This is a genomic window from Clostridium sp. M62/1 (assembly GCF_020736365.1).
GTDB classification, from domain to species: Bacteria; Bacillota; Clostridia; order Lachnospirales; family Lachnospiraceae; genus Otoolea; species Otoolea saccharolyticum_A.
In genome coordinates, this window is record NZ_CP085988.1 from 2,765,850 (window position 1) to 2,789,183 (window position 23,334).

The 23,334-nt window shown below is 46.8% G+C and carries 20 protein-coding genes; 6 read left to right on the forward strand and 14 right to left on the reverse strand.

What is annotated here, in order from left to right:
- Positions 1-48: 48 nt before the first annotated feature.
- From LK436_RS12975 to leuC, 8 genes are all read right to left on the reverse strand, one after another.
- Positions 49-735, reverse strand: coding sequence for a D-lyxose/D-mannose family sugar isomerase (locus LK436_RS12975; RefSeq protein ID WP_008395167.1), 687 nt, complete (start codon positions 733-735; stop codon positions 49-51).
- Positions 736-821: 86 nt separating this feature from the next.
- On the reverse strand, positions 822-1,793 hold the full coding sequence (locus LK436_RS12980; protein ID WP_044930486.1) for an ROK family protein: 972 nt from the start codon (positions 1,791-1,793) through the stop codon (positions 822-824).
- A 237-nt stretch (positions 1,794-2,030) separates the two neighbouring features.
- Positions 2,031-3,068: an ABC transporter substrate-binding protein gene (locus LK436_RS12985; RefSeq protein WP_015573839.1), complete on the reverse strand. Its 1,038-nt coding sequence runs from the start codon at positions 3,066-3,068 to the stop codon at positions 2,031-2,033.
- 108 nt (positions 3,069-3,176) lie between these two features.
- A complete protein-coding gene (locus LK436_RS12990; RefSeq protein ID WP_015544709.1) occupies positions 3,177-4,208 on the reverse strand; it encodes an ABC transporter permease in 1,032 nt (343 codons plus the stop codon).
- A 13-nt stretch (positions 4,209-4,221) separates the two neighbouring features.
- Complete coding sequence (locus tag LK436_RS12995) at positions 4,222-5,736, reverse strand: sugar ABC transporter ATP-binding protein (protein WP_044930352.1); 1,515 nt, start codon at positions 5,734-5,736, stop codon at positions 4,222-4,224.
- Positions 5,737-6,076: 340 nt separating this feature from the next.
- Positions 6,077-7,414, reverse strand: a complete 1,338-nt coding sequence (locus LK436_RS13000) for an MATE family efflux transporter (protein WP_147594792.1) — start codon at positions 7,412-7,414, stop codon at positions 6,077-6,079.
- 300 nt (positions 7,415-7,714) lie between these two features.
- The gene (gene leuD, locus LK436_RS13005) at positions 7,715-8,200 is read right to left on the reverse strand and encodes a 3-isopropylmalate dehydratase small subunit (protein ID WP_008395161.1); all 486 of its coding nucleotides are present in this window, start codon (positions 8,198-8,200) and stop codon (positions 7,715-7,717) included.
- Positions 8,201-8,211: 11 nt separating this feature from the next.
- A complete protein-coding gene (gene leuC, locus LK436_RS13010) occupies positions 8,212-9,477 on the reverse strand; it encodes a 3-isopropylmalate dehydratase large subunit (protein ID WP_227910066.1) in 1,266 nt (421 codons plus the stop codon).
- A 428-nt stretch (positions 9,478-9,905) separates the two neighbouring features.
- On the opposite strand from leuC, the gene LK436_RS13015 reads away from it, so the two are divergent.
- Positions 9,906-10,820, forward strand: coding sequence for a LysR family transcriptional regulator (locus LK436_RS13015; protein ID WP_008395157.1), 915 nt, complete (start codon positions 9,906-9,908; stop codon positions 10,818-10,820).
- Between the two features lie 151 nt (positions 10,821-10,971).
- Here LK436_RS13015 and ilvC read toward each other — a convergent pair whose 3' ends face one another.
- The 6 genes from ilvC to LK436_RS13045 form a co-directional block, all read right to left on the reverse strand.
- Complete coding sequence (ilvC, locus tag LK436_RS13020; RefSeq protein WP_015573834.1) at positions 10,972-11,982, reverse strand: ketol-acid reductoisomerase; 1,011 nt, start codon at positions 11,980-11,982, stop codon at positions 10,972-10,974.
- Positions 11,983-12,088: 106 nt separating this feature from the next.
- A complete protein-coding gene (gene ilvN / locus LK436_RS13025; RefSeq protein WP_008395155.1) occupies positions 12,089-12,589 on the reverse strand; it encodes an acetolactate synthase small subunit in 501 nt (166 codons plus the stop codon).
- 161 nt (positions 12,590-12,750) lie between these two features.
- The gene (gene nudC / locus LK436_RS13030) at positions 12,751-13,716 is read right to left on the reverse strand and encodes an NAD(+) diphosphatase (RefSeq protein WP_008395154.1); all 966 of its coding nucleotides are present in this window, start codon (positions 13,714-13,716) and stop codon (positions 12,751-12,753) included.
- A 1,026-nt stretch (positions 13,717-14,742) separates the two neighbouring features.
- Positions 14,743-15,333, reverse strand: coding sequence for a hypothetical protein (locus LK436_RS13035; protein WP_015573831.1), 591 nt, complete (start codon positions 15,331-15,333; stop codon positions 14,743-14,745).
- A gap of 506 nt (positions 15,334-15,839) precedes the next feature.
- Complete coding sequence (locus LK436_RS13040; RefSeq protein WP_008395150.1) at positions 15,840-16,985, reverse strand: glycosyl hydrolase family 18 protein; 1,146 nt, start codon at positions 16,983-16,985, stop codon at positions 15,840-15,842.
- A gap of 167 nt (positions 16,986-17,152) precedes the next feature.
- The gene (locus LK436_RS13045) at positions 17,153-17,623 is read right to left on the reverse strand and encodes a PHP domain-containing protein (RefSeq protein WP_008395148.1); all 471 of its coding nucleotides are present in this window, start codon (positions 17,621-17,623) and stop codon (positions 17,153-17,155) included.
- A 278-nt stretch (positions 17,624-17,901) separates the two neighbouring features.
- Between LK436_RS13045 and LK436_RS13050 the strand changes: the two genes are divergently transcribed.
- The 5 genes from LK436_RS13050 to LK436_RS13070 all read left to right on the forward strand — a co-directional run bounded on the left by LK436_RS13050 (position 17,902) and on the right by LK436_RS13070 (position 23,267).
- Entirely contained in the window at positions 17,902-18,141 is a 240-nt protein-coding gene (locus tag LK436_RS13050; RefSeq protein WP_006859036.1) for a DUF6061 family protein, read from the forward strand.
- 249 nt (positions 18,142-18,390) lie between these two features.
- Positions 18,391-19,080 (forward strand): response regulator transcription factor, encoded by a 690-nt coding sequence (locus tag LK436_RS13055; RefSeq protein WP_009265522.1) that lies wholly within the window; start codon positions 18,391-18,393, stop codon positions 19,078-19,080.
- Positions 19,077-20,108: a sensor histidine kinase gene (locus LK436_RS13060; protein WP_006859034.1), complete on the forward strand. Its 1,032-nt coding sequence runs from the start codon at positions 19,077-19,079 to the stop codon at positions 20,106-20,108. Before LK436_RS13055 ends, LK436_RS13060 begins: the two co-directional genes overlap by 4 nt.
- A gap of 151 nt (positions 20,109-20,259) precedes the next feature.
- Positions 20,260-20,925: an ABC transporter ATP-binding protein gene (locus LK436_RS13065; RefSeq protein WP_006859033.1), complete on the forward strand. Its 666-nt coding sequence runs from the start codon at positions 20,260-20,262 to the stop codon at positions 20,923-20,925.
- Between the two features lie 14 nt (positions 20,926-20,939).
- Positions 20,940-23,267, forward strand: coding sequence for an ABC transporter permease (locus tag LK436_RS13070; RefSeq protein WP_006859032.1), 2,328 nt, complete (start codon positions 20,940-20,942; stop codon positions 23,265-23,267).
- The last annotated feature ends 67 nt before the right edge of the window (positions 23,268-23,334 follow it).

Here is a 23,334-nt window from a genome sequence, read left to right on the forward strand (position 1 = left end):
TTATCATCCTTCCGGGCAGACCGCGAAGCGCCTGCGATAAAGCAGAGGCTACCTGGCCTTCGGATATTCATTGCAGAGCAGACGGTACGGCGGCTCGTCCTCCTCGATGGCCGGGAAACGGCCTACCTTTTCGTAGAATCGGTTGTCCGTATTGTCGTCATTGCACTGGCTCACCTCTCCTAACAGCACAGGCCCGCTTCCCTTCTCCACCTCGAAATCATGGTAGAGATAAGGATAAATCGTAATGCTCTCCCCAGGAGTCAGGCGCACCTGAGTTCCCGCCGGAACCACCATCTCCCGGCCGTCTACGTGGACGTGAACCTCCCTCTCCCGATCCAGATCCTCATCCTCTGTGGAATTGTATACACGGATCAGCACATTTCCGCCTCCCCGGTTGATGATATCCTCCATCTTGGACCAGTGAAAATGCATGGGGGAATACTGTCCTTCTTTAATGTAGAGGAGCTTCTCTGCATACGTCTTTGTATACTTGTCTCTCATTCCCAGGTTTCCGTTTCTGATCGTGATCAGCGAGAAGCCTACCTCATCAAATTTTCCCAGGCCATAATCGGTAATATCCCAGCCCAGCATATTGTCACGGATCTCGTCGTACTCATGCCCCTTCTCCTTCCACTCCTCCGGGGTAAAGCTGCAGAACGGCGGGATGGCAAACCGGTACTCCCTGATCATAGCCTCCATCTCCCTTAATGCCGCATTGATTTCACTTCTCTTCATAATAACCTGCCTCCTTTACTTTTCCTGCCTTTGCGCTTTTCTTTCTTATCTTCTTTCTCAGTCTTCTCTCTTATCTTTTTTACTTTTTATGCTTCTTCCTGATACCTGTTTTTCTTCTTTTCTCTGAGTCCGTTGAGGGCGGCTGACAGAGCCCCATAGTCTCCCAGCTCCTCCCCAAGCCCTGCGGGCACAACCCGGCAGGAGGCCAGACTCAGAGGCAGAGCCTCTCTTTTCAGGACTTCCTCCATGGGCGTTCTCAGCCGCTTTTCCTGGCGGAGGAATATGCTTCCTATCACAATCAGCTCCGGATTCAGAATATCCACCAGCATAGAAAGCCCAAGTCCCAGCATCCTGCCCGTCCTTCTGAATATTTCCAGAGCCAGCTCATCCCCCTGATCCGCAGCCTCTGCGATTCCTGCTGCAGTGGAAAAAAGCTCTCTCTTCTCCTCCAGTCCTCTTTCTTCTGCCAGGGCCCGTCCCATTCTGCCGATTCCGCCTCCGCTGCAGAATCCCTCAAAGGAGCCGGCCTTTCCAAAGCCCACCGGGCCGGTTTGGGAAAGCCTGATATGTCCTGCCTCTCCTGCCATATCGCAGGCGCCCCGGTAAAGATGTCCGTCCAGAATCAGTCCGGCACCAAGCCCTGTGCCGAAGGTCAGAAACACCATATTCCTCGTTCCTTTTCCCGCTCCCCACAGCCATTCGGCCAAGGCGCAGGCATTGGCGTCATTTTCCAGAAAAGCCGGCACGCCGAAGGCCTTCTCAAAGGGTGTGAGAATGTCAATGCCGTCCCATCCCGGAAGATTCGGCGGAGAGAGTATGAGCCCCCGTTCCGAACTGAGAGGCCCGCCGCAGCTCACGCCCACAGCCGAAAGCCTGTTCTGAGGGGCAGATGAGAGGAGCCTGCCAAGAGAATCCTTCATCCGCTCCACAGCCTCTCTAGGCGTCCCGGGAGTGGGAAATTTTTCCCTGCACAGAAGCTCCACCTGCCCTCCCTGTGCCCTTCCCAGGCTTACAGAACACTTCGTTCCTCCAATATCAATTCCTGCCAGATATTCCATTTTCTCTCCTCCCGGGCACCGCGATTCCATTTTTCTCCTGCTATCTTACCATGCCGGAAAGGATATTGCAATTTCCTTTCACCGCTTACTGCACAGAGAAAAGGGGATGGCCAAAAGCTCCCTGCCCTTTGCTCCATCCCCTTTTGGAACCGCCTTCTGCGGCCCGCTATCTGCCCTGGTTCGGGCTGTCATTTTTCAGTTCATTTCCAGATCCAGACTGCCTTCGCGGCCTTTCCATTATTCCTTCTTGAGAACTGATACACCTGTGTCTGTTGTAGCTCCGCCCAGGTCCTCTCCTTCCAGAGCCTGTACGCATGCCTTAACACCCTCATAGCCCATTACATCCGGGTTCTGAGCCATGGTGCACAGAAGATATCCGTCGTCGATTAAGCCAAGGATTGCATCAGACTTATCAAAGCCGACACCGATAATCTCGCTGTTTCCGGAAGCCTTGATTGCATTTCCGGCACCTGTTGTGGAGCCCTCATTGCATCCGAAGATTCCTACAACGCCCTGTGTAATGTAGTTCTCGGCAATGCTCTGGGATTTTGCTGCATCTCCCTCGCCGTACTGTGTTTCAAGAATCTCATAGTCTGTTCCCTCAAATGCAGAGCGGAAGCCTTCCTCACGCATAACGGTGGAATCGGTAGCTGCGTTTACATTGATGATTCCAATAGAGCCGGAGGTAACGCCTGCTGCCTCGAGAGCCTTGATCATCTCCTCGCCGGCTGTCTTGCCTGCTGCCTTGTTGTCTGTGGAGAAGGTTGCCTCTGCCTCTACATTGGCCGGAGAGTCAACATACACAATCTTCACACCTGCAGCTGCAGCCTCATTTAAAGCGGAGGAGATAGCATCCGGGCCGTTAGCTGCCACCATAATTGCCTCATATCCGCCTGCTACCGCGTTGTTTACGCACTCGATCTGCTGCGCGTCATCCTTTGTGTTCGGGGACATGAAGGTTACGGAAACGCCGAGCTCCTCAGCCGCCTTCTGAGCTCCCTCATTTAAGGTAACCCAGTGCTGGTCAATGGAGTCCATGGTAATCAGGGCGATCTTCCACTCCTTGCTTGCCTTCACATCTGCACCGGCCTCAGCCCCTGCTTCGGCTGCCTCTGTGGTCTCCTCTGCTGCAGTGGTCTCAGCCTCTGTTTCCGCTGCCTTTGTTGTCTCAGCCTGCGTTCCTGCGGCCTCCTGTGTTCCTGAGCTGCATCCTGCCAGAGAAACTGCTGCCAGACATGCGGTGCACAGAGCTGCTGCCAACCTCATTTTTTTCATGTTTTTTTCCTCCTGTTTTTCTTTTTTTTCTATCCATCAGCGCCTTGCGGCGTCAATGATATTCGTCTTACAGATTTTGCGCTTTCCTGTTCGTGTATCTGTTTTCCGCTATTTCTCCTGAACGGAAGATGTATGTCTCTTCTTAAACAGACCTTTTCTGAACACTACGTCGAGAAGCACTGCGAACACTACGATAACGCCGATTACCAGTCTCTGGATTCCCACCTGCACGCCGATCATGTTGAGGCCGTTCTCAAGAGTCTGCCATACAGCCGCTCCTGCCAGGGTTCCCAGAAGGATACCTGTACCGCCAAGAGGTGAAATTCCGCCGATTACGCCTGCCGCTACCGCGTACATCTCATACATGTTTCCTGCTTCCATATTTCCCATGTTGGCCTGTCCGCAGAGGATTAAGCCTACCACGAAGGAACAGAAGGCGCTGACGATGTAGGTCTTTGTCACTGTTGACACTACGCTGACGCCTGAGAGCTTTGCTGCCTCCACGTTAGAGCCGATCGCATAAATATGACGGCCGGTTCTCGTCTTGGAGAGCAGGAAAAAGAATATTACAAACAGAATAATGGCAATCCAGAAGGTGTTGTAGACACCGGCTGTCTTTCCGTAGTAGAACAGATTCTGAAATCCGTCTGCCGCCTCCTTGCCGATTCCGGAGCTGATAGCGTCTGTATTCCTGTTTCCGTTTACCATGTAGGCCACGCCTCTGGCCACGAACATGGTTCCCAGTGTTGCGATAAACGGGGGAAGCTGGCATTTTCCAACCAGAATTCCGTTGATCACGCCGATTGCCAGACAGCAGCATAACGTAATCATAATCGCCACCGCCGGGGTAATGCCGTGGGTCATAAGCGTCGCCGAGATCATGGCGCTCATTCCCACCACAGAACCGATGGAAAGGTCAATGTTTCCTGTAATAAGCACATAGCTCTGTCCGATACCGATAATCAGGTATTTGGACATGGAGCGCAGAAGGTTCATCACATTCTGGCCCGAAAAGACGGTGGGGTTAATCATACCGAAGGCGATATAGATGACAATCAGACCTACAAACGCCGTCATGGCTCCCCTCATTCCGCGTATATTCAAAAATCGTTTTAATGGATCCTGCTTTTTGCTGTTCATGTTCATCCTCCCCTTACTTTGCTCCGGCCTCCAGCTTATTCTCAAACTGGGTTGCCAGAGTCAGGATGCCGCTCTGAGTCGCCTCCTCTGCGCTCATCTCCCCAGTGATGCGTCCGTCGCACATGACAATGATCCGATCCGCGATTCCCATGACCTCCGGCATCTCAGAGGACACAAACATGACGGCAATCCCCTGTTTTTTCAGATCGTTCATCAGATTATAAATCTCTACCTTGGCGGCCACGTCGATTCCTCTCGTAGGCTCGTCAAAGATCACGACTCTGGAGTTTCTGGCCAGCCATTTTCCCACAACTACCTTCTGCTGGTTGCCGCCGGAGAGGTTGCCTGTGTTTACCTCCACACTGGGTGTCTTGACCTTCAGGTTCTCCACCACCCGGTCACACATCTCCAGCTCCTTCTGGCTGTTAATGACTCCGAATTTATTACAGAGCAGATCCAGATTCGGAAGGGCAATATTGTGGCGGATGCTGAGCTTGGTGCACAGCCCATCCTTCTTTCTGTCCTCCGGCGCAAGTACGATTCCTGCCCGAATCGCATCCTCCGGCTTCCGTATGGTCACCGGCTTTCCGTCGAGAATAATTTCCCCGCCCTCCTTCGGATCCACGCCGAAGATCGCTCTCGTAGTCTCTGTCCGTCCAGCTCCCATCAGCCCTGCAAAGCCCACAATCTCCCCCTCATAGAGGGAAAAGTTTACATTCCGGACCATGTGCCCCGCGTTCAGGTTTCTTACCTCCAGGACCTTCTTTCCCTTCTTGCAGGACACACGCGGGAATTTTTCCTTGATCTCACGGCCCACCATGTTCGCAATAATCTCATCCAGCGTCGTGTCCCTGAAATTCATGGATGTGATGAACTGTCCGTCCCTCATAATCATAACCCGGTCTACGATGTGGGACAGCTCCTCCAGCCTGTGAGATATGTAAACGATGCCGCAGCCTTTCGCCTTCAGATCCCTGATAATTCGGAACAGATCCTCAATCTCCCTGGCTGTCAGGGCCGATGTGGGCTCATCCATAATCAGGATTCTCGCGTGGGTGGACAGAGCCTTCGCAATCTCCACCATCTGCTGCTTGGACACAGGAAGCTCTCCGACCACCTGTCCCGGATCCATGTCAATTTTAAGCTCCTCCAGGATCCTGGCAGCTTCCTCCTCCATCTGCGCGTTTGAGAGGACGCCTGCCTTTACCTTTTCCCGTCCGAGGAACATGTTTTCCGCCACCGACAGATGGCGGCACATATTCAGCTCCTGGTGGATAATGGCGACACCGATCTCCTGGGCCTGCCTGGGAGTCAGATCTCCGTACTCCTTCCCGAAAATTTCAAGGCTCCCCTCGTCCCTGGTATAGACGCCGCTGAGAATCTTCATGAGGGTACTCTTCCCTGCTCCATTCTCACCTAAAAGGGCCATCACCTCACCGGAGCGAAGCTCAAACTGCACATGGTCAAGGGCCTTGACACCCGGGAAATTCTTGCTGATATTTTTCATGGAAACAATTGTTTCACCCATCTGTACCACCTGTTTTCCCTTCCCTTTTGTTTCAGTTATCTTTTCCAATATGTTTTTATTATACCAAAAGGTTTTTGTGCAATTAAGGGGTGTAATCTTTTTATTGTAGGGGATTTTTTATTGAATTTGTATTTATAATATATTTTTCGCTTTATTTATTTGTGTATTTTTGATATGGATGTATGATTCAGACAGTTCGAACTGTTCTTATGCTTTGATGCCGTTGGCAGTCTGCCGGCCTTACGGCCCTCCGGCCAGGCGGAGTGATGGAAAAGCACACCACTTTCCGCCTTTGGCCGCGGCGGGTCTTCTTTCCTGTGTTAACAGAATACGGCAGGTTTTATACTTCCGGAAGCTGGCTTTTGGCTCTTTTAGCTCCTCTCTTCTCCATCCTGAAATACAGCCAGCCGCCCAGAACCACAGACAGAAATTCGGTGACCGGCACTGCCAGCCACACACCGGTCAGTCCTCCGGCCTCCGCCATAAAAAACGCCATGGGGATGAGCAGCACAAGGCCTCTCAGAAGAGAAATCACCTGGGCCGGCACCGCCTGTTCCACTGCGGAAAAATAGGTGGTGAGCACAATGTTGAGTCCCACGAAAGGCACAGATATAAAATACAGTTTCAGTCCGATAACCGCTATCTGACCCATCCTTACACTATTTTCACTGTTAAAAATGCCGACGATGGGCTCTGCAAGGCCAAAAAGCCCTCCATAGATCAGAACGGACAGAGCTAATACAACTGCGGCTGCCCAGCGCAGAAGCTGCACTTCCCTCTCTTTTCTTCCGTACCCGTACTCCCTGCTCACCAGAGGCTGGATTCCCTGTCCGACTCCTGAGTATACAGCCACAACTACAAGAGCGATATTCGCAATCACGCCGTAGGCAGCTACCCCGGTGTTTCCCTCCAGCTCCAGAATGATTTTATTAAATACAATCATGACAACTCCTGATGAGAGCTGAGCCAAAAGCGAAGGGAATCCCAGGGAAACATTCATCTTTACCTGTTTTGGCAGGAGGCCTGTTTTCACTGCATGGAAGCCCTTTGACCGTTTCAGCCAGTGCGGCGACATAATGGCAATTCCTATAACGGGGGCGAGGCCTGTGGCCAAAGCTGCCCCGAAAATTCCCATGCCCAGAGGGAACATGAAAACATAATCGAGAATGATATTGGAAAAACTGCCCCCGATAGTGGCTGCCATGGACATTCCCGGATTTTTATCATTTCTCACAAAGCAGAGAAATATGTCATTCATCAAAAAGGCCGGTGAAAAGAGCATGAGGACTTTTAAATACGTATTTGTCATCTCAAGCACAGCCTCGTCCGCCCCCAGCAGGACGGCGAGCCTTTCTGAAAACAGGAGTCCCGAAAGGACAAAAAAGACTGAACAGGCCCCTGCCAGAAAAAGCGTATTCGTGAACATGAGGTTCGCCTCTCTGTCCTCGCCTCTGCTTTTGCATATGGAGAACCTGGTCGCTCCTCCCATGCCGAGCATCAGCCCTGTTCCATGGATCACATCATAAATCGGTATCGCCAGATTAAGCGCAGCGAGGCCATCCGTTCCAAGTCTCTGGGATACAAAAAATGTATCTGCCAGAATATAGCAGGAAATTGCCAGCATTCCTGCTACGCTGAGCGATATATACTCTGCAAACTCTCTGTGGATCTTTCCCATAAATACTGTCTCCTCCATGTTGTTTTTGCCTGATAAAAACCGGCTGCCGGTTTCCTGCAGAGGGCTGGAAAGGCGCAGGGCGCTTTCCTCTGTCAAAAACCCCTGTCAAAGAAAAAGAGCGCTAAGTTTTGTATCTACTTCGGCCTAACGATACAAAATTTAACGCTCTTACCCGGCGGCAATCAATCTCTATAAAGCTGTGTGTAAGAATAGCAGAAAACCTCAGGTCTGTCAACTAAAATTTAAAGTCTATTTTCCCGCAGAACCGGCAGAGCTTTGGCTCTCCGCTGCCATGTCTCTCTACTTCTGATTAATATAGTTGACCAGCCCTCCGGCTTCAATGATCTTCTGCATAAACGGCGGGAAGGCCTGCCCCTCAAAGCTCTCCCCTGTGGTCTTATCTGTAATCACTCCGCTGTCAAAGTCAATCTCCACCTCATGTCCTGCCTGTATGGAGGCGGCAGCCTCCGGACATTCGATGATGGGAAGGCCGATATTGATGGCATTCCTGTAGAATATCCTGGCGAAGGTCTCTGCAATGACGCAGCTGATGCCTGCGCATTTGATGGCCAGAGGCGCATGCTCCCTGGAGGATCCGCAGCCAAAGTTCTTCTCTGCTACAATAATATCCCCCTTCTGCACCCGGTTCACAAAATCTTTGTCTATATCTTCCATGCAGTGCTTCGCAAGCTCCTCCCCTTTTGTGGCATTTAAGTACCTTGCAGGGATAATTACGTCTGTGTCTACGTTATCTCCATATTTGAATACATGTCCGCACGCCTTCATCTCTTTTCCTCCTAGTCCATAATCTCACAGGGGCTGCTGATCTTTCCTGTCACCGCGCTGGCAGCTGCCACTGCAGGGCTTGCCAGATAAACTTCCGAGTCCACATGGCCCATGCGGCCTACAAAGTTCCTGTTTGTGGTGGAAACGCAGCGCTCCCCGGCCGCCAGGATTCCCATATAGCCGCCCAGGCACGGACCGCAGGTGGGGGTGCTCACAACTGCTCCCGCTTCGATAAAGGTTTCCATGAGTCCTTCCTTAATGCACTGAAGGTAGATAGCCTGTGTAGCGGGGATCACGATGCAGCGGACTCCCTTCTTCACCTTTCTTCCCTTTAAGATCTCCGCGGCAATCCGCATATCTTCCAGCCTTCCGTTGGTGCAGGAGCCGATCACCACCTGATCGATGGCTACATCGCCTGCTTCGTCAATGGTTTTTGTGTTCTCTGGAAGGTGAGGGAAGGCTACAGTCGGCTTGAGGGCAGACAGATCGATGGTATAGACTGCCTCATACTCTGCATCCTCGTCTGCCTCGTGGATCTGAAACTCCCGTTTCGAGTGCTCCTTCATATACTGGACAGCCTTCTCATCCACAGGAAAAATTCCGTTTTTCCCGCCTGCCTCAATAGCCATATTGCAGATAGTGAACCGGTCGTCCATAGACAGATTCCGGATTCCGTCGCCTGTGAATTCCATGGATTTGTAGAGGGCTCCGTCCACTCCGATCATTCCGATAATGTGGAGGATCACGTCTTTTCCGCTCACCCACTTTCCAGGCTTTCCCGTCAGCACAAATTTGATGGCAGACGGGACCTTGAACCAGGCTTTTCCAGTCACCATCCCGGCAGCCATGTCAGTGCTTCCCACTCCTGTGGAAAAAGCTCCGAGGGCTCCGTAGGTGCAGGTGTGGGAGTCTGCCCCGATCACCGCATCTCCGGCTACCACCAGGCCTTTTTCCGGAAGGAGGGCATGCTCAATCCCCATCTCCCCCACGTCAAAGTAGTTGGAGATCTCATGGCGGCAGGCGAAATCACGGCAGCACTTGCAGTTTTCAGCTGACTTTATGTCCTTGTTGGGGATAAAGTGATCCATGACAAGGGCAATCTTGTCCTTATCGAATACGGTCTGGGTGTTCATTTTTTCCATCTCTGCGATAGCTACCGGGGAGGTGATGTCATTTCCGAGAACTAAGTCGAGATCCGCTTCTATTAACTGGCCGGCTTTCACCGACTCAAGGCCGGCATGGGCGGCCAGGATTTTCTGAGTCATAGTCATACCCATGGTTATAATCCTCCTTGGAATGGTTGATGGTCTGCGGCAGCAGTGCCAAGCTCGATTCCGCTTCGCTTCATCTCGCTCGCGGGCTCCCGCCCTATGAAAACAGGCTGGCACAATCCCTCTTATGTGCAAGCACCGGGGGAGGTTTCTGCCTCCGCTCCGCAGTGCCAAGCTCGATTCCGCTTCGCTCCATCTCGCTCGCGGGCTCCCGCCCTATGAAAACAGGCTGGCACAATCCCTCTTATGTGCAAGCACAACGTGGGATTGTGCCAGCCTGTTTTCGCACTGCTCTCTGCTGTCGCGAAAAGTCTATTTACATCTTAGCATAGGGGCTGGTATAATACCAATATATATTATGAATAGGAAATATAAAGTTCAGTTATAGACTTTTTGTTTCCTGTTTTCTTTTGTAATCTTTCAGAGGTGAGTATATGGAACAGCATTTATCGCAGTACAAAATTTTTTACGCCGTCGCTAAGGCAGGTAATATTTCAAAGGCCGCCAAGGAACTGTTTATCAGCCAGCCTGCCATCAGCAAGGCGGTCAGCAAGCTTGAAGAGAGCCTTGGCGTCCCGCTTTTTACGAGAAATTCCAGGGGAGTCCAGCTCACGGTGGAGGGGCAGGTGCTCTTCAGCCATGTGAGCAATGCATTCGATACCTTAAGCCGCGGCGAGAACGAACTTCGCCGGATCAAGGATTTCAATATCGGCCAGATTAAAATCGGGGTCAGCAATACGCTCTGCAAGTATGTGCTTCTCCCCTATCTCAAGGGCTTTGTAGAGAAGAATCCACACATCAAAGTGACGATTGACGGACAGTCTACTGCCAAAACCGTTTCCAAGCTGGAACAGCAGCAGCTTGATATTGGTCTGGTGGCGGAGCCAAAGACCAAAAGGAATCTGAAGTTTATCCCACTGATGCAGATTGAAGACGGATTTGTCTGTACAAAGAGTTACCTGGAAAATCTGTATCTCAGAGAGGGGCGTGAGGCAGATCTCTTCTCGACAGGCACCATCATGCTGTTAGACCGCAGCAACATGACAAGGACCCACATCGACGCCTGGTTTACAGAAAACGACATTGAGCCGAAACAGGTGCTGGAGGCCACTACTATGGATATGCTGATCGAGTTTGCGAAGATCGGCCTTGGCATCGGCTGTGTGATCAAGGATTTCGTCAGAAAAGAGCTGGAAGAGGGAAGCCTTATAGAAATTCCCCTGTCGGCTCCCATACGCAGGAGAACCATTGGCTTCGCCTACAATCCGTCCTATGCCACAAAAACCACCAGCCAGTTTGTCAGGTTCTGTCTGCCGGAAAAAGAAAACGGCCAGTTTTCTCTTCTCTGAAAACAGCGGATGCGCCATCACCCCCTGGGGCAATGACGCATCCTCCGTTTCATAATCTTGAGGTATAGTAAATGTTCTTGCAAGCAATAAAATAATAAAAATAATAAAGCATCAATGACCATCCGGAATGCTGGGACGGGCGTTTAAAGCCTTAGTTGTCCAGCAGCTTGCTGCTGTTGTTCCAGCTGTAGAGCTTTCTTAACTCCTCACCGGTCTTCTCCAGCTGATGAGCTGCCTCTCTCTTTCTCATGGCATTGAAATGCGGGCAGCCAACCTGGTTCTCAAGAAGCCAGTTCTTTGCGAAGGTTCCGTCCTGGATGTCGGACAGGATCTGCTTCATGGCCTTCTTTGTCTCGTCAGTCACAATCTTCGGCCCTGTAATGTAGTCGCCGAATTCTGCTGTATTGGAAATGGAATATCTCATTCCTGCAAATCCGCTCTCGTAGATTAAGTCTACAATCAGCTTCATCTCGTGGATACACTCAAAGTATGCGCTCTCAGGCTCATAGCCAGCCTCAACGAGAGTTTCAAATCCGGCCTTCATCAGGGCTGTCACACCGCCGCAGAGAACTGCCTGCTCACCGAACAGGTCTGTCTCTGTCTCCTCGCGGAAGGTAGTCTGAAGAACGCCTGCCCTTGCGCCGCCGATTGCCAGGGAGTAGGCTAAAGCCAGGTCATGAGCCTTGCCTGTGTAGTCCTGGGCAACTGCGATTAAGCAGGGAACGCCTCTTCCGATCTGGTACTCGCTTCTCACTGTATGGCCAGGTCCCTTCGGCGCGATCATGGTCACATCCACATTCTTCGGCGGAACAATCTGTCCGAAGTGGATGGCAAATCCATGCGCGAACATCAGCATATCACCTTCTTTAAGGTTTGGCTCGATGGACTCCTTGTACATCTTCGCCTGCTTCTCATCGTTGATTAAAACCATGATAATGTCGGCGCGCTTTGCCGCTTCTGCTGCCGTATATACTTCAAATCCTGCGGCCTCTGCCTTGGCCCAGGATTTGCTTCCCTCATAGAGGCCGATAATTACGTGGCATCCGGATTCCTTTGCATTTAACGCATGGGCATGTCCCTGGCTGCCATAGCCGATGACTGCGATGGTCTTTCCCTCTAATAATGATAAGTTGCAGTCCTCCTGATAATAAATCTTTGCCATTTTCTTTTCCTCCTTAGGATGCAAAAAATATGTGATAAAAAGCGGATCGCCGACGACTCTCTGTCCGCCTCTGGCAATGGCTTTACTCAGCATGTCATGTCAGTTTTTAGGGGAGGTATCTGACGTCCTCCGTTCCTCTTGAAAGTCCGGTCACGCCGGTCCTTGCAAGCTCCAGAATCTCGTAATCCTCCAGAAGATTAATCATAGCGTCCAGCTTTGACTGATCACCTGTCAGCATTACGGTTACTGACTCCTTCCCCACATCCACAATGGACGCACGGAAAATCTCTGCGATGGCATTGATAGCCATACGCTCGCTGGCATTGGCCCTCACCTTCACAAGGATCAGCTCCCTGTATACGGAGCGGCCCGCCCGAAGCTCCTTGATGTCGTAAACATCCTCCAGCTTTCTGAGCTGCTTTTCAATCTGCTCCAGAATTTCCTGATCTCCCTGGGAAACCACTGTCATCCTGGAATATTTGGGATCTGCCGTCTCTCCAACGGTCAGACTCTCAATGTTGTAACCGCGGCGGCTGAACAGCCCGGCCACACGGCTCAGTACACCTGCTGTATTGTCCACCAGCAGGGATAATACGATTCTGCTCATGCCATTACCTGCCTTTATTGGGAAAGTCCGTTTGGTTATCAACAATCATAACAACCAAACGGACTTTTGTCAATTAATTAAAAGGAATAGGAACTATTACCTGAAGATATATAAGAGGGGACATACACTTGGCCTTGCGTATCAGTTTTCACAGGTTCCTCCTAAATCATTCCATACTTGAAAGCCATCTTCATCTCGCTTCCCACGCTGATCAGCGACGTATCTTCCGGTATCTCATCCCGGTGATACCAGCCGGCCTCCGACAGCTCATCCTCCTGCAGCCTTATCCTGTCGTCTCCGTCCAGCTCTGCGAAAAATCCGATCATCTCCGTGTCGGTAAAGGCCCAGGGCTGGCTCTTGTAATAGCGGATATTTTTTACCTTGAGTCCAACCTCCTCCATCACCTCCCGCCGGACCGTTTCCTCAAAGGTTTCCCCGATCTCCACAAATCCGGCAATCAGGGCATATCCGCGGTAGGCGCGTCCCCGGTAGCGCGACATCAGGATCCTGTCCTTGTCCGTCACAGCCACGATCACAGCCGGACAGATCTTCGGATACTCTGTCTGCCCGCAGACCGGACAGACCAGCGCGCGCTCGGACTGGCTGTCTACGGTCTCGTGGCCGCAGCGGCCGCAGAACTTCCTGCTCTCCTTCCACCGCCATAGCTGTATGGCCGTAATTGAGGCAAAGGCCTGATATTCCGGCTGCATGATGCGAAAATACGCAGCGCCCTGAAAAGAAAAGCCGGCCGCTTCTCTCCCCTTTTCCTGCCCATCTCTGCCCGTTTTCTCCTGGGTCAGAAGCGCTGCAGCCGGATCGCTGTCCCTGCTCCTCACCATAAAATACGGAATATCGTCAATGGAAAACAGATACTCCGCCCGTTCTGAGAGCTTTGGCACTAATCCGGCTTCATCCACTTCCCCGGCTGTCGGCGGCCCGAACTCATCCGGCTCAGGAAGAGCGCGCTCTGACTCATAGATCGCCTCCCTGCAGTCCCTTTCCCCTCTTTCCTTTCTCCTGGCAAAGAGAATATTTCCCTTTGCAATATACATCAGAAAAGCATTCTTCGTCAGCCTGGGCCTTTTAAAGGAATTATCGTATCTGTGAGGCAAAATGTCCTGTATCATATGTAATCTCTCCTCGTATCATAAAGTAGTAGTGTTTATAGACCCTCTCCAAGGTCTGTATGCTATACTGTTGGAGATACTGTGGATTGGTTCATCCCTCCTGCCACTCGATGGTTTTTGAAAAACTGCAGCTGCAGTTTCTTTGTATATTTGTTAATCAGTTGGATACCGCATGACGTTTTGTTTAGAGCGGGGTTACATTTTAACAACTTCTTTTTCAAATTCTTCTGTATCCACAAAATGATACAGCTTATACTCACCACATGCTAGCCGTAAGCGGCCTGCAAAGCAATACTTCCAATACCATCAAATTTTCTGGCTGTCAAATAAGACACGGTTCAACACCTCCTTAAACTCCTGTTCCGTCCTAATTATACTATGCTCCTATGCTTTCCGCTAGGCGCAGCCAATCTCTTTCGCATAATATTTATATACATACCTATGCATCCAGTTATTTGGCTGCCTGTTATAATAACTATTATGCTGAACCTCAATAGGATAATGGATTTGTCTTTCTGAAAATAAATGTGCGCATCTCTACAGCCGATTGTGTCAACAGCGCCTTAATTTACGCCATCTGACAGGACGGCTTTTTTATCATGTCCAAAACTATCATTCAACAGACCCTATATCCTGATAGCTCCGGATGCAGAAATGGGGCGGGATTCCAATGAATCCCACCCCAACTATTGACATAGAGCCAATTTTTAATGTATCATTTATTTTCCTTCAAAAGAATACGTTTTAGTATCTCAATGCCAAATAGAATGATTAGCAGTTTAAGCAATGGTACTAAAAACATAGCAGTCATATACGTTACATAGTTTGCAGTATACCAAAAAGATTCTCTCCCTACAACATTTCCTGTAGAATCAGCTCCCCAGGCCAAAAACGTATAAGGATGTGCAACTATTACTTCCCACCAGACTGTTTTAAACAGAAACAGAATTAAAATTAAAATTAGAAAAACACGCAGCAATGTTTTATTCTGTATCTTTTTTATTGCTGACACCCCCCTAATTAAATTCATATCGTAAAGTTGAATTGTTCGCTGACATCATAGCTATAATTTATATCATAGCCTACGCCAACGCTTACTCCGACACCGGGGAAGGAAAAACCTGAAGAAACAGTTGCGGGGATAGTATATTCAATAGTACCATTACAATATACCGTAGCTGCTTTTGTTCCAGTTACCTCAGCTTCTAACGCAGAAGAGCCCATTTTTGCATTTACATAAGGGCCAACTAAAGAAACATTTGGAGCTCTTACAGCTAATATTTCTATATAGTCATGATTCATATTATCTCGAACTACTTCCATATATACACTGCATTGTAGCTCAAAATCCTTATTGACTTTTTTACTGACACTTCTATGGATATCAACTACTGTTTCAGGATCAATTCTAGCTGCTTTTCTATTTTCATAAATTAGTCTTTCTGCTTCACTATAGGATATATTTTCCTCTGCTGCTACTAAATTAATGTATTCAGAATCAGAAACAATACGGTTTTCGATAGAAATATCGTCTGATATTGTATTTGATGCCATGACTATCAAAGAACCCTCAAACGATAAAATGATAGCTAATACTAAACAAATAAGTTTTTTCATAAAATGTCCCCTCTTTATAGGGTAATTTAAATAGCTCACTGTAGTATTAAACCCATTTTTGACAATTGATCGCTCATCCATAAAATATGCGAATCTGCGATTGTTCAAATTTTAGAAGTCACCAATGTTATCACCCTTTCTTAATTCAAGTGCATATCAGCATTAATAAGAGTATTTCATGAAATTTTGTTATTATATAGATATATTACATTTTTTATCAGTATTTGTCAATATATTTTTAATTTTATTTCTATAAAATATTATTATCAGAAAGTTGTAACTATTTCTCTCTTTTTTTGATAACGCCTTTTCCGTTGCCATATAAAGCATAGATATTCACGCCTATACCATATAGCTGCCATGGTTCTTGCTAAGATAGAAGATTTCTCCCGCTTTGATCCGCTGGATAAAATCTTAGTACATGCCAGTGTATTTCCGCCAGTTTATCAATTTGGGCAGTTGGAATTTTCTTATTCCTGCATACAGAAACAGGACTCGTGTTATTTTCACTCTGTTCTGAACAACCCGTCAAGCAGAAGATACCCGGCCCGGTAAAAGCGCATCAGCTGCCAGTACATGATACCCTTTAATCCCAGCTCTCCCGCCAGGTTAAACTTGGCCAGAAGGCTTCTCACATCCTCAAACCACACCTCATGGAGAACGCCGTACTGCCAGTAGCGAAACCAGGGCGTCTGAGAGCGCTCATCGAAGTGGATGGGAACCCCATGATCGATCGCAAGCTGAATCGCCTCCATTGTCCCGAGGCTCTCTGCCTTTGTAACCCCTCTCTCGTAAGGAAGCGGCCAGTCATAGCCGTAGTTGGGGATACCCAGCAGAATCTTTTCCCGCGGTATTTCAGTCAGGGCATACTCGGCCACGCGTCTTACCATATGAATAGGCGCAACGGCCATAGGTTCACTGTAGGTATAGCCCCACTCATAAGTCATGAGCATTACCTGGTCTGCAGCCGCTCCCAGATCCCGGTAGAGAATTCCCTCATACAGCAGTCCTCTCTGATCAGCGGATGTCTTAGGCGCCAGAGCCACTGAAACACGGATTCCGTAAACGGAGAAAAGCGCTCTCGTCCTGGCTGCGAAGGCTGCATAACCTTCCCCATCCTCAGGCCGGATATATTCAAAATCAAGATCTACCCCTCTGTAGCCCTTCTCCTGTACCTCCTCCCAAACAGCCCGCAAAAGGCGCTGCTGAAGCTCCGCATCCCGGATCAGCACAGAGGCCAGTTCACTGTTAAAGCGGCCGCCTGCTTCCATGGGCGTCAGCACCAGCACAGCCCGCTTTCCTGATGCCTGGATTTCTCTGAGCAGTCTGTCAGGAGGTGTCAGCGGCGCAATCAGCTGCCCCTCCCTGGTAAATCCATAGGAAAACACCAGAACCTCTGACAGAAATGGCAGCGCCTCCTGAATCACCTCTTCCCTGATAAAGGGATAGGCATATCCCCCCGCCTCAATCAGCTGCTTAACCGGCTGTACCGGCTCTGTATCCTCATCCTCCCGGATCAAAAGAGCCTGGCCTACGGCCAGGCGGTATGGGTACTCTATCTGATTGTCGGCGGCAAGACGCTCCACCGGTATCTGAAAGGAAGCGGCAATCGTATCCACGCTGTCCCCTTCCCTGACTACGGCAATCTTCATTTACATCATTCCTGTACTTCACTTCTTATCTGCCATTTTATGCAGCGCAGCCCTCTTCCATGCCCTCCTGAGATCTCTATTCCGGAAATTTCTCTGCCGGGCATCCAAAACCTGAGTCTCCGGTAAGCCGCCAAAATTCCTCCTCATTTGAGCCGTCTGCCTCGCTCCTACAGGGGATAAAATTCCGGTTCCATCTGGTGAAAAGCGCAGAGCTCCCGAAACCCCAGCTCCCTTAACCTTCTCCTGACAAAAGGAAACTGTTCGGCAATCTGTTCCGGGCGGTGGGCGTCAGAGCCAAGTGTCAGGATTTTTCCTCCCATATCCCGGTACAGCCTCAAAATATCCTCTGAGGGAGTTAAATCTCCAATCCTGTAGCGAAAGCAGGAGGTATTGACCTCTATCCCCTTTCCTCTCTCAATCACATGGGAAAGAATCTGCTCCAGAATGGGACGGCTGTTTTCAAACGGCCAGGGCCCGTTTCTGTCATAGCGGCGCATCAGATCCAGATGTCCCAGCACGCTGTATCTGTCAAAACTCCGGATCACCTTCAGAAGCTCACTGTAATATCCCTCATTGTATTCCCTCTGCGTCTTTCCTCTCTGGTAAGCCTGATTGTCAAATTCCAGTTGATATTTCACATATTTTAGGAAATTTAATAACTGTTATATTTGATTATCAAATTCTTCGCAAACCCTTGAAAATACTAAGTTTGTAGCAAGTGAACTTTCCCTTACTCTTTCCCTTGTGTTACATTTTCCCATTGCTTTTCATGAACCTTAATATGGGAAAAATTAAGGGAAAGAAAATTTCATAACACAATATAACATATAACAATAACGACATGGTGAACTGATTGAAATGTTTTCGATATTTAACTCTGTAACTGATTATCAAAAGAAAATGGAGATAAGATACGATGAGAACAATTTATGCAGAATATAATATAAACCACGATAGTATTGATGTTTACACAAGTGCTGGATATATGCTTCGCATTGATTGCTGGGAAGCTGAAAAAAATTTAAAAACCACATATGGATCAGAATGTGCGCTTACTTCATTGGCTGTGGATGAGCCTTTGGAATATGCAAGATTATATCTTGATGGCAATTTACAGATGTGGGTGGATACAGAAGATTCATTAGAACTTTATTAAGCAAGAAGTGAGATAGTGTTGTAGGGAGTTTCCTGTAGTTAAAGATACCACACCCGATATGATGAACCCACGCTTATACACTACCAGCTATGATAAAAGAAAGGACAGCAATTTGACACTGCTGTCCTTTCTTTTATAAAATTGCAGTACACAGAAAAAAGCTGTAAAATGAAAAATATATTTGTCCTTGTAACAATTCTCGGACATTTGCCTGTTATACTATCTGCAAAAAGAAAAGGAAGTGATAATATGAAGCATATTTTAATTGTCGAAGATGATAATCTTTTGAATAAAACGCTTACTTATAATTTGGAATTGGACGGTTACACAATAACTTCTGTTCTGAATGCAAGGACAGCCGCTGAATCATTAAAAACAAACATTTTTGATTTGGTATTGCTGGATATAAATTTACCAGACGGAAATGGTTATGACCTATGCCGTCTTATCAAGCCAGAGCATCCTGATACAGTAGTTATATTTCTAACTGCCAACGATCAGGAAAGCAATCAGATACGGGGATATGAAGCTGGTGCAGTGGATTATATCACGAAACCTTTTTCGATTAGTGCTTTGCAGCGAAAAATCAAAGCCATGTTCGCTATGTTGGAGCATCACAAACCAGCTAAGGATATTTACGAGGATGGTAGCTTGTTTCTGGATTTTTCGGAACAATTTGCAAGTTTGAACGGGAAACCATTAGCACTTTCTGCGATGGAATATAAAATGTTGAACCTATTTCTTAAAAATCCGAAGCAGGTACTTACTCGCCAACAATTTTTAGAAAAACTGTGGGATGTTGATGAAAAATATGTAGATGAACATACCCTTACTACTTCTATCAGCCGTATTCGCAGTAAGATTGAAGCGGATGGCGACACATATATCAAAACGGTTTATGGTATGGGGTATCAATGGACAGGAGGCGAAAAGAAATGAATCTGAATAACCTTTCTGCTAAGAAAATTTGTAGACTGGTTAGTGCTGGCATGGTTTTCTCTATGCTGGTAATTACCGGTATTTTCGGCGGTATAATGCAGGATATACGAATTTTTATAGTGGGTGGAACATTGACACTCTGTGCGTTTTTCTGGATTTGGCTATTGGTGCTGATTTTTGGAAAACGCCTTTCTCATTTTACTTCTAATTTGTGCCGGACGCTGGACAACATGATTGATGGAAACGAGGAATTACAAAAGTCAAATGATAGTGAAACTCTTTTTGCCCGTATCAACCACCGCTTAATTCGGTTGTATGAGATTATGCAGAAAAACCGGCACAAGGTAGACATGGAACGACAGGAGCTTCAAATGCTGATTTCTGATATTTCACATCAAGTTAAAACGCCTGTCAGCAATTTGCAAATGGTAACGGACACACTTTTAACAAAGCCTGTTTCAGAAGAAGAACGGATGGACTTTTTACAAGGCATACGTAGTCAGACTGATAAACTGGATTTTCTGTTCCAAGCACTGGTTAAAACGTCCCGGTTGGAAACCGGAGCAATACGATTAGAAAAGAAAGACAGCAGCTTATTCCATACGCTTGCACAAGCCATGAGCAGTATTGTATATGCCGCAGAGAAAAAAGAAATTGCTGTATCCGTGGATTGCCCGGAAAATTTGATAATCTCCCATGACAGCAAGTGGACAAGCGAAGCCCTTTTCAATCTGCTGGACAATGCAGTAAAATACACTCCGTCAGGTGGAAAGATTTCTGTATCAGTGGTTCAGTGGGAAATGTACGTAGAGGTCAAAGTGACCGACACCGGCAAGGGCATTTCAGAAAGCAATCAGGCTGCCATCTTCCGGCGCTTCTATCGTGAGGAAGAAGTACACGATCAACAGGGTGTGGGAATAGGTTTGTATTTGGCTCGTGAGATTGTAACAAGGCAAGGGGGCTATATCAAGGTTGTTTCAGAGCTGAGGCAAGGCTCAGAATTTTCTATTATGCTTCCTGTAAGGTAAGATATAACCACTTTTTTTGAAATGTCCGAGCGTTGTAACATTTCACTCTGATTTTCGATAAAAATTTTTTCTATCTCGGACATTTGTGTAACATTTGTGGTTTACAATGGCTTTATCAACAGATAGAAAGCCTTGAAAGGAGCATTTGAATATGAGCATTTTACAAACAATCGACTTAAAGAAGTATTACGGCACAGAACCAAATATTACTCGTGCCCTTAATGGTGTAAATTTTACTGTGGAACAGGGAGAATTTGTTGCCGTAGTTGGAACTTCCGGCAGCGGTAAGTCTACATTGCTTCACATGATGGGAGGACTTGATACCCCCACTTCCGGCAGCGTGATTGTACGGGGAGAAGAACTCGCAAAAAAGAATGATGATGAATTGACAATTTTCCGCCGTCGTAACATCGGATTTATCTTCCAAAATTATAATCTGGTTCCGATTTTGAATGTATATGAAAATATCGTCCTGCCTGTGGAACTGGATGGCGATACAGTAGACCAGAAATTTATGGACGAAGTTGTGTATATGTTGGCTTTAGAAGATAAACTGGAAAATATGCCGAACAATCTTTCAGGCGGTCAACAGCAACGTGTAGCGATTGCACGAGCTTTAATTACGAAGCCTGCGATTATCCTTGCTGATGAACCGACCGGAAATCTTGATAGCAAGACCAGTGCAGATGTGTTAGGGCTTTTGAAGCATACCAGCGGAGAATTTAATCAGACCATTGTAATGATTACTCACAACAACGAGATCGCTCAACTCGCAGACCGCATTGTACGGATTGAAGATGGTAAAATTGTTGGCTAAAGGAGGTGGGAATTATGAATTATCCTTTTGAAAATGATACCAGTGCAGTAATTAAAAAATTAGCACGAAAAAGTGTGCGTTTTGATAAGAAGAAAAACTTATTTTGCCTTTCGGCAATTATTGTAGCCGTTGCTATGATAATGATGTCGTTGCTCACAGTGCAAAATATCATTTATCAAAATCAGAAAGAAATCGAAGGATTACATCAAGGGATTTTCTTTGACATTACGCAGGACAGTAAAGAAAAGTTGTTAGCAAACGAAGAAGTAAAAAGTGTAGGACTTTCCTGTAATATCAAAACAGTGAAAGAAAATTCTAAAGAACTGTCTCTGATTTATTATGATGATGACATGCTTAGTTTGATTCCTGCCTTTGACGGAAAATATCCAGAGAAAGCAAGTGAAATTGCTGTTACAGATGCCTTTTTTGCCAGTGAAAATAAGTCTCCGGAAATCAACGCCATAGTTCAGTTGAATCTGGATGGTACTTTGAAGAATTATACTATTGTTGGTATTTATCATGATAAAACTTCTACCGCTTATCCTGTTTTTGTTTCACTTGAAAAATGCCGGGAATTACGTGGAAATAACCTGCTTAATGGATATGTTTGGCTTGAAAATGCAGATACCCTTACAAAAGACGAAGCAACAGAAATATTATCTCAAATTTCAGAGGAGACTGGACTGAATAATTGGACAGTCAGCAGTTACTATGATTATGTAAATACAACTTTGTCCTTCAGTAATTATGCGGTATATGGTGTAGTTGCTGCCATTTTGTTTTTAGCTGCCGCACTTGTAATTTACAGCATTTTCTATATTTCGGTTGGACAAAAAGTTGCTGAGTTCGGACAGCTTCGGACAATAGGGGCAAGTAAAAAGCAAATTTATAAAATAGTTCTTAAACAGGGTTATATGCTTGCAGTTCCGGGGATTTTAATTGGTAGTATCATGGGAACGATCATCAGCTATTGTCTGCAATCAAAAGGCTGGTCAGTATTTGCATTTATTGTTTCTCTATGTGGCGCATGCCTTTTTGGAATACTGCTTGTTTATATTAGTGTTCGTAAACCAGCAAAAATTGCAGCGAATACTTCTCCAATTTCCGCCCTGAAAAATCCAGTGGGAATTGTAAATTACCGCACTCACAAAAGACATCGTATTACGCCTGTATATTTAGCGAAAATCAGCTTTTCCAGAAACAGAAAAAAATCTCTATTGACCATTTTATCATTGGGACTGTGCGGAGTTATATTTTTCCTTGCAGCAAGTTATCAGAGTTCTTTTAATGCCGAGAGTATGGCTCGTTATTGGGATATGAAGTACGGAGATTTCAAAATCAGCATTGATTTAGAAAACGAAAGTGAAAATTTGGATGCTCTCTTGCAGAAAGAATATTTTTCTGATTATGTAAAGCGTGTTGGAGATATAGAGGGAGTTAGCAATATATTTACTTATGCTACCGTACCAGTTGATTTCTCAACAGACAATGATATTTCAGATAGCACCTTGATGCTCGGCTATAATGAAAAGGATTTGGCGTCGCTAAATGCAGCGGTTTTGTCTGGAAATATTACTGATGATACAGAATTAGTTGTAAGTGATCCCGAACGTATTTATGATGTTTACCATTGGAAACCTCAAATTGGGGATACTGTGACCTTTAATTTCAAAAATCATAGTGGTAAAACAATAACAAAAGCATTCAAAATTGGTGCAATCACTTCCAGCAATGATGGAATGGGTGGCTATATTTTCAGAATGCCGGAAAATATGCTCAAAGAACTTGCAGGTTATGACTGTACATACGCAATCGAAATACAAGCAGAAGCTGAATATCAGGAGATAATCGAGCAAGAACTCAAATTACTCGTTTCTGACAATAGGGATGTTCGCTTACAAACCCTTCAAGATTTTATTGTAGAACACCAATCAGACAATCGTGCAGGTTTTACATTAGCTTATGCGATTGCAGCCATCTTGTGGATATTTGCGGTCATCAATCAAATCAATCTTACTGTGACAAATCTTTTATCACAGAAACAGGAAATGGGCACACTAAAATCTATTGGTATGACAAATAAGCAGTTGAAGCAAGCATTTATGATGGAAGGTCTTTTTACTACTTTGATTGCATTGCTTATAACTGCTGTTGTTGGAATCCCCGGCGGATATGCAATCGGTATATTTTTGAAAAATGCAGGCATGTCTACGGGATTTGTATTTCCGGTTGTTGCTTTTACTCTTTTTGCTGTTGCTATGTTTATGCTTGAAAGTTTGATGACAATATTGCTTATTCATTCATGGAAGAAGCAATCTGTTATTGCAATAATGCGAAATTGATGATAGAAAGCTTTTCATATCTCGGTCAGCTCCACAATTACATTACTCTGCTGATACAGCCAGTCCG

What these genes read in the sequence shown, in the direction of transcription:
- LK436_RS12975 (WP_008395167.1), bottom strand. Translation starts at nt 735, where the DNA reads ATGAAGAGAAGTGAAATCAATGCGGCATTAAGGGAGATGGAGGCTATG.
- LK436_RS12980 (WP_044930486.1), bottom strand. Translation starts at nt 1,793, where the DNA reads ATGGAATATCTGGCAGGAATTGATATTGGAGGAACGAAGTGTTCTGTA.
- LK436_RS12985 (WP_015573839.1), bottom strand. Translation starts at nt 3,068, where the DNA reads ATGAAAAAAATGAGGTTGGCAGCAGCTCTGTGCACCGCATGTCTGGCA.
- LK436_RS12990 (WP_015544709.1), bottom strand. Translation starts at nt 4,208, where the DNA reads ATGAACAGCAAAAAGCAGGATCCATTAAAACGATTTTTGAATATACGC.
- LK436_RS12995 (WP_044930352.1), bottom strand. Translation starts at nt 5,736, where the DNA reads ATGGGTGAAACAATTGTTTCCATGAAAAATATCAGCAAGAATTTCCCG.
- LK436_RS13000 (WP_147594792.1), bottom strand. Translation starts at nt 7,414, where the DNA reads ATGGGAAAGATCCACAGAGAGTTTGCAGAGTATATATCGCTCAGCGTA.
- leuD (WP_008395161.1), bottom strand. Translation starts at nt 8,200, where the DNA reads ATGAAGGCGTGCGGACATGTATTCAAATATGGAGATAACGTAGACACA.
- leuC (WP_227910066.1), bottom strand. Translation starts at nt 9,477, where the DNA reads ATGGGTATGACTATGACTCAGAAAATCCTGGCCGCCCATGCCGGCCTT.
- LK436_RS13015 (WP_008395157.1), top strand. Translation starts at nt 9,906, where the DNA reads ATGGAACAGCATTTATCGCAGTACAAAATTTTTTACGCCGTCGCTAAG.
- ilvC (WP_015573834.1), bottom strand. Translation starts at nt 11,982, where the DNA reads ATGGCAAAGATTTATTATCAGGAGGACTGCAACTTATCATTATTAGAG.
- ilvN (WP_008395155.1), bottom strand. Translation starts at nt 12,589, where the DNA reads ATGAGCAGAATCGTATTATCCCTGCTGGTGGACAATACAGCAGGTGTA.
- nudC (WP_008395154.1), bottom strand. Translation starts at nt 13,716, where the DNA reads ATGATACAGGACATTTTGCCTCACAGATACGATAATTCCTTTAAAAGG.
- LK436_RS13035 (WP_015573831.1), bottom strand. Translation starts at nt 15,333, where the DNA reads ATGAAAAAACTTATTTGTTTAGTATTAGCTATCATTTTATCGTTTGAG.
- LK436_RS13040 (WP_008395150.1), bottom strand. Translation starts at nt 16,985, where the DNA reads ATGAAGATTGCCGTAGTCAGGGAAGGGGACAGCGTGGATACGATTGCC.
- LK436_RS13050 (WP_006859036.1), top strand. Translation starts at nt 17,902, where the DNA reads ATGAGAACAATTTATGCAGAATATAATATAAACCACGATAGTATTGAT.
- LK436_RS13055 (WP_009265522.1), top strand. Translation starts at nt 18,391, where the DNA reads ATGAAGCATATTTTAATTGTCGAAGATGATAATCTTTTGAATAAAACG.
- LK436_RS13060 (WP_006859034.1), top strand. Translation starts at nt 19,077, where the DNA reads ATGAATCTGAATAACCTTTCTGCTAAGAAAATTTGTAGACTGGTTAGT.
- LK436_RS13065 (WP_006859033.1), top strand. Translation starts at nt 20,260, where the DNA reads ATGAGCATTTTACAAACAATCGACTTAAAGAAGTATTACGGCACAGAA.
- LK436_RS13070 (WP_006859032.1), top strand. Translation starts at nt 20,940, where the DNA reads ATGAATTATCCTTTTGAAAATGATACCAGTGCAGTAATTAAAAAATTA.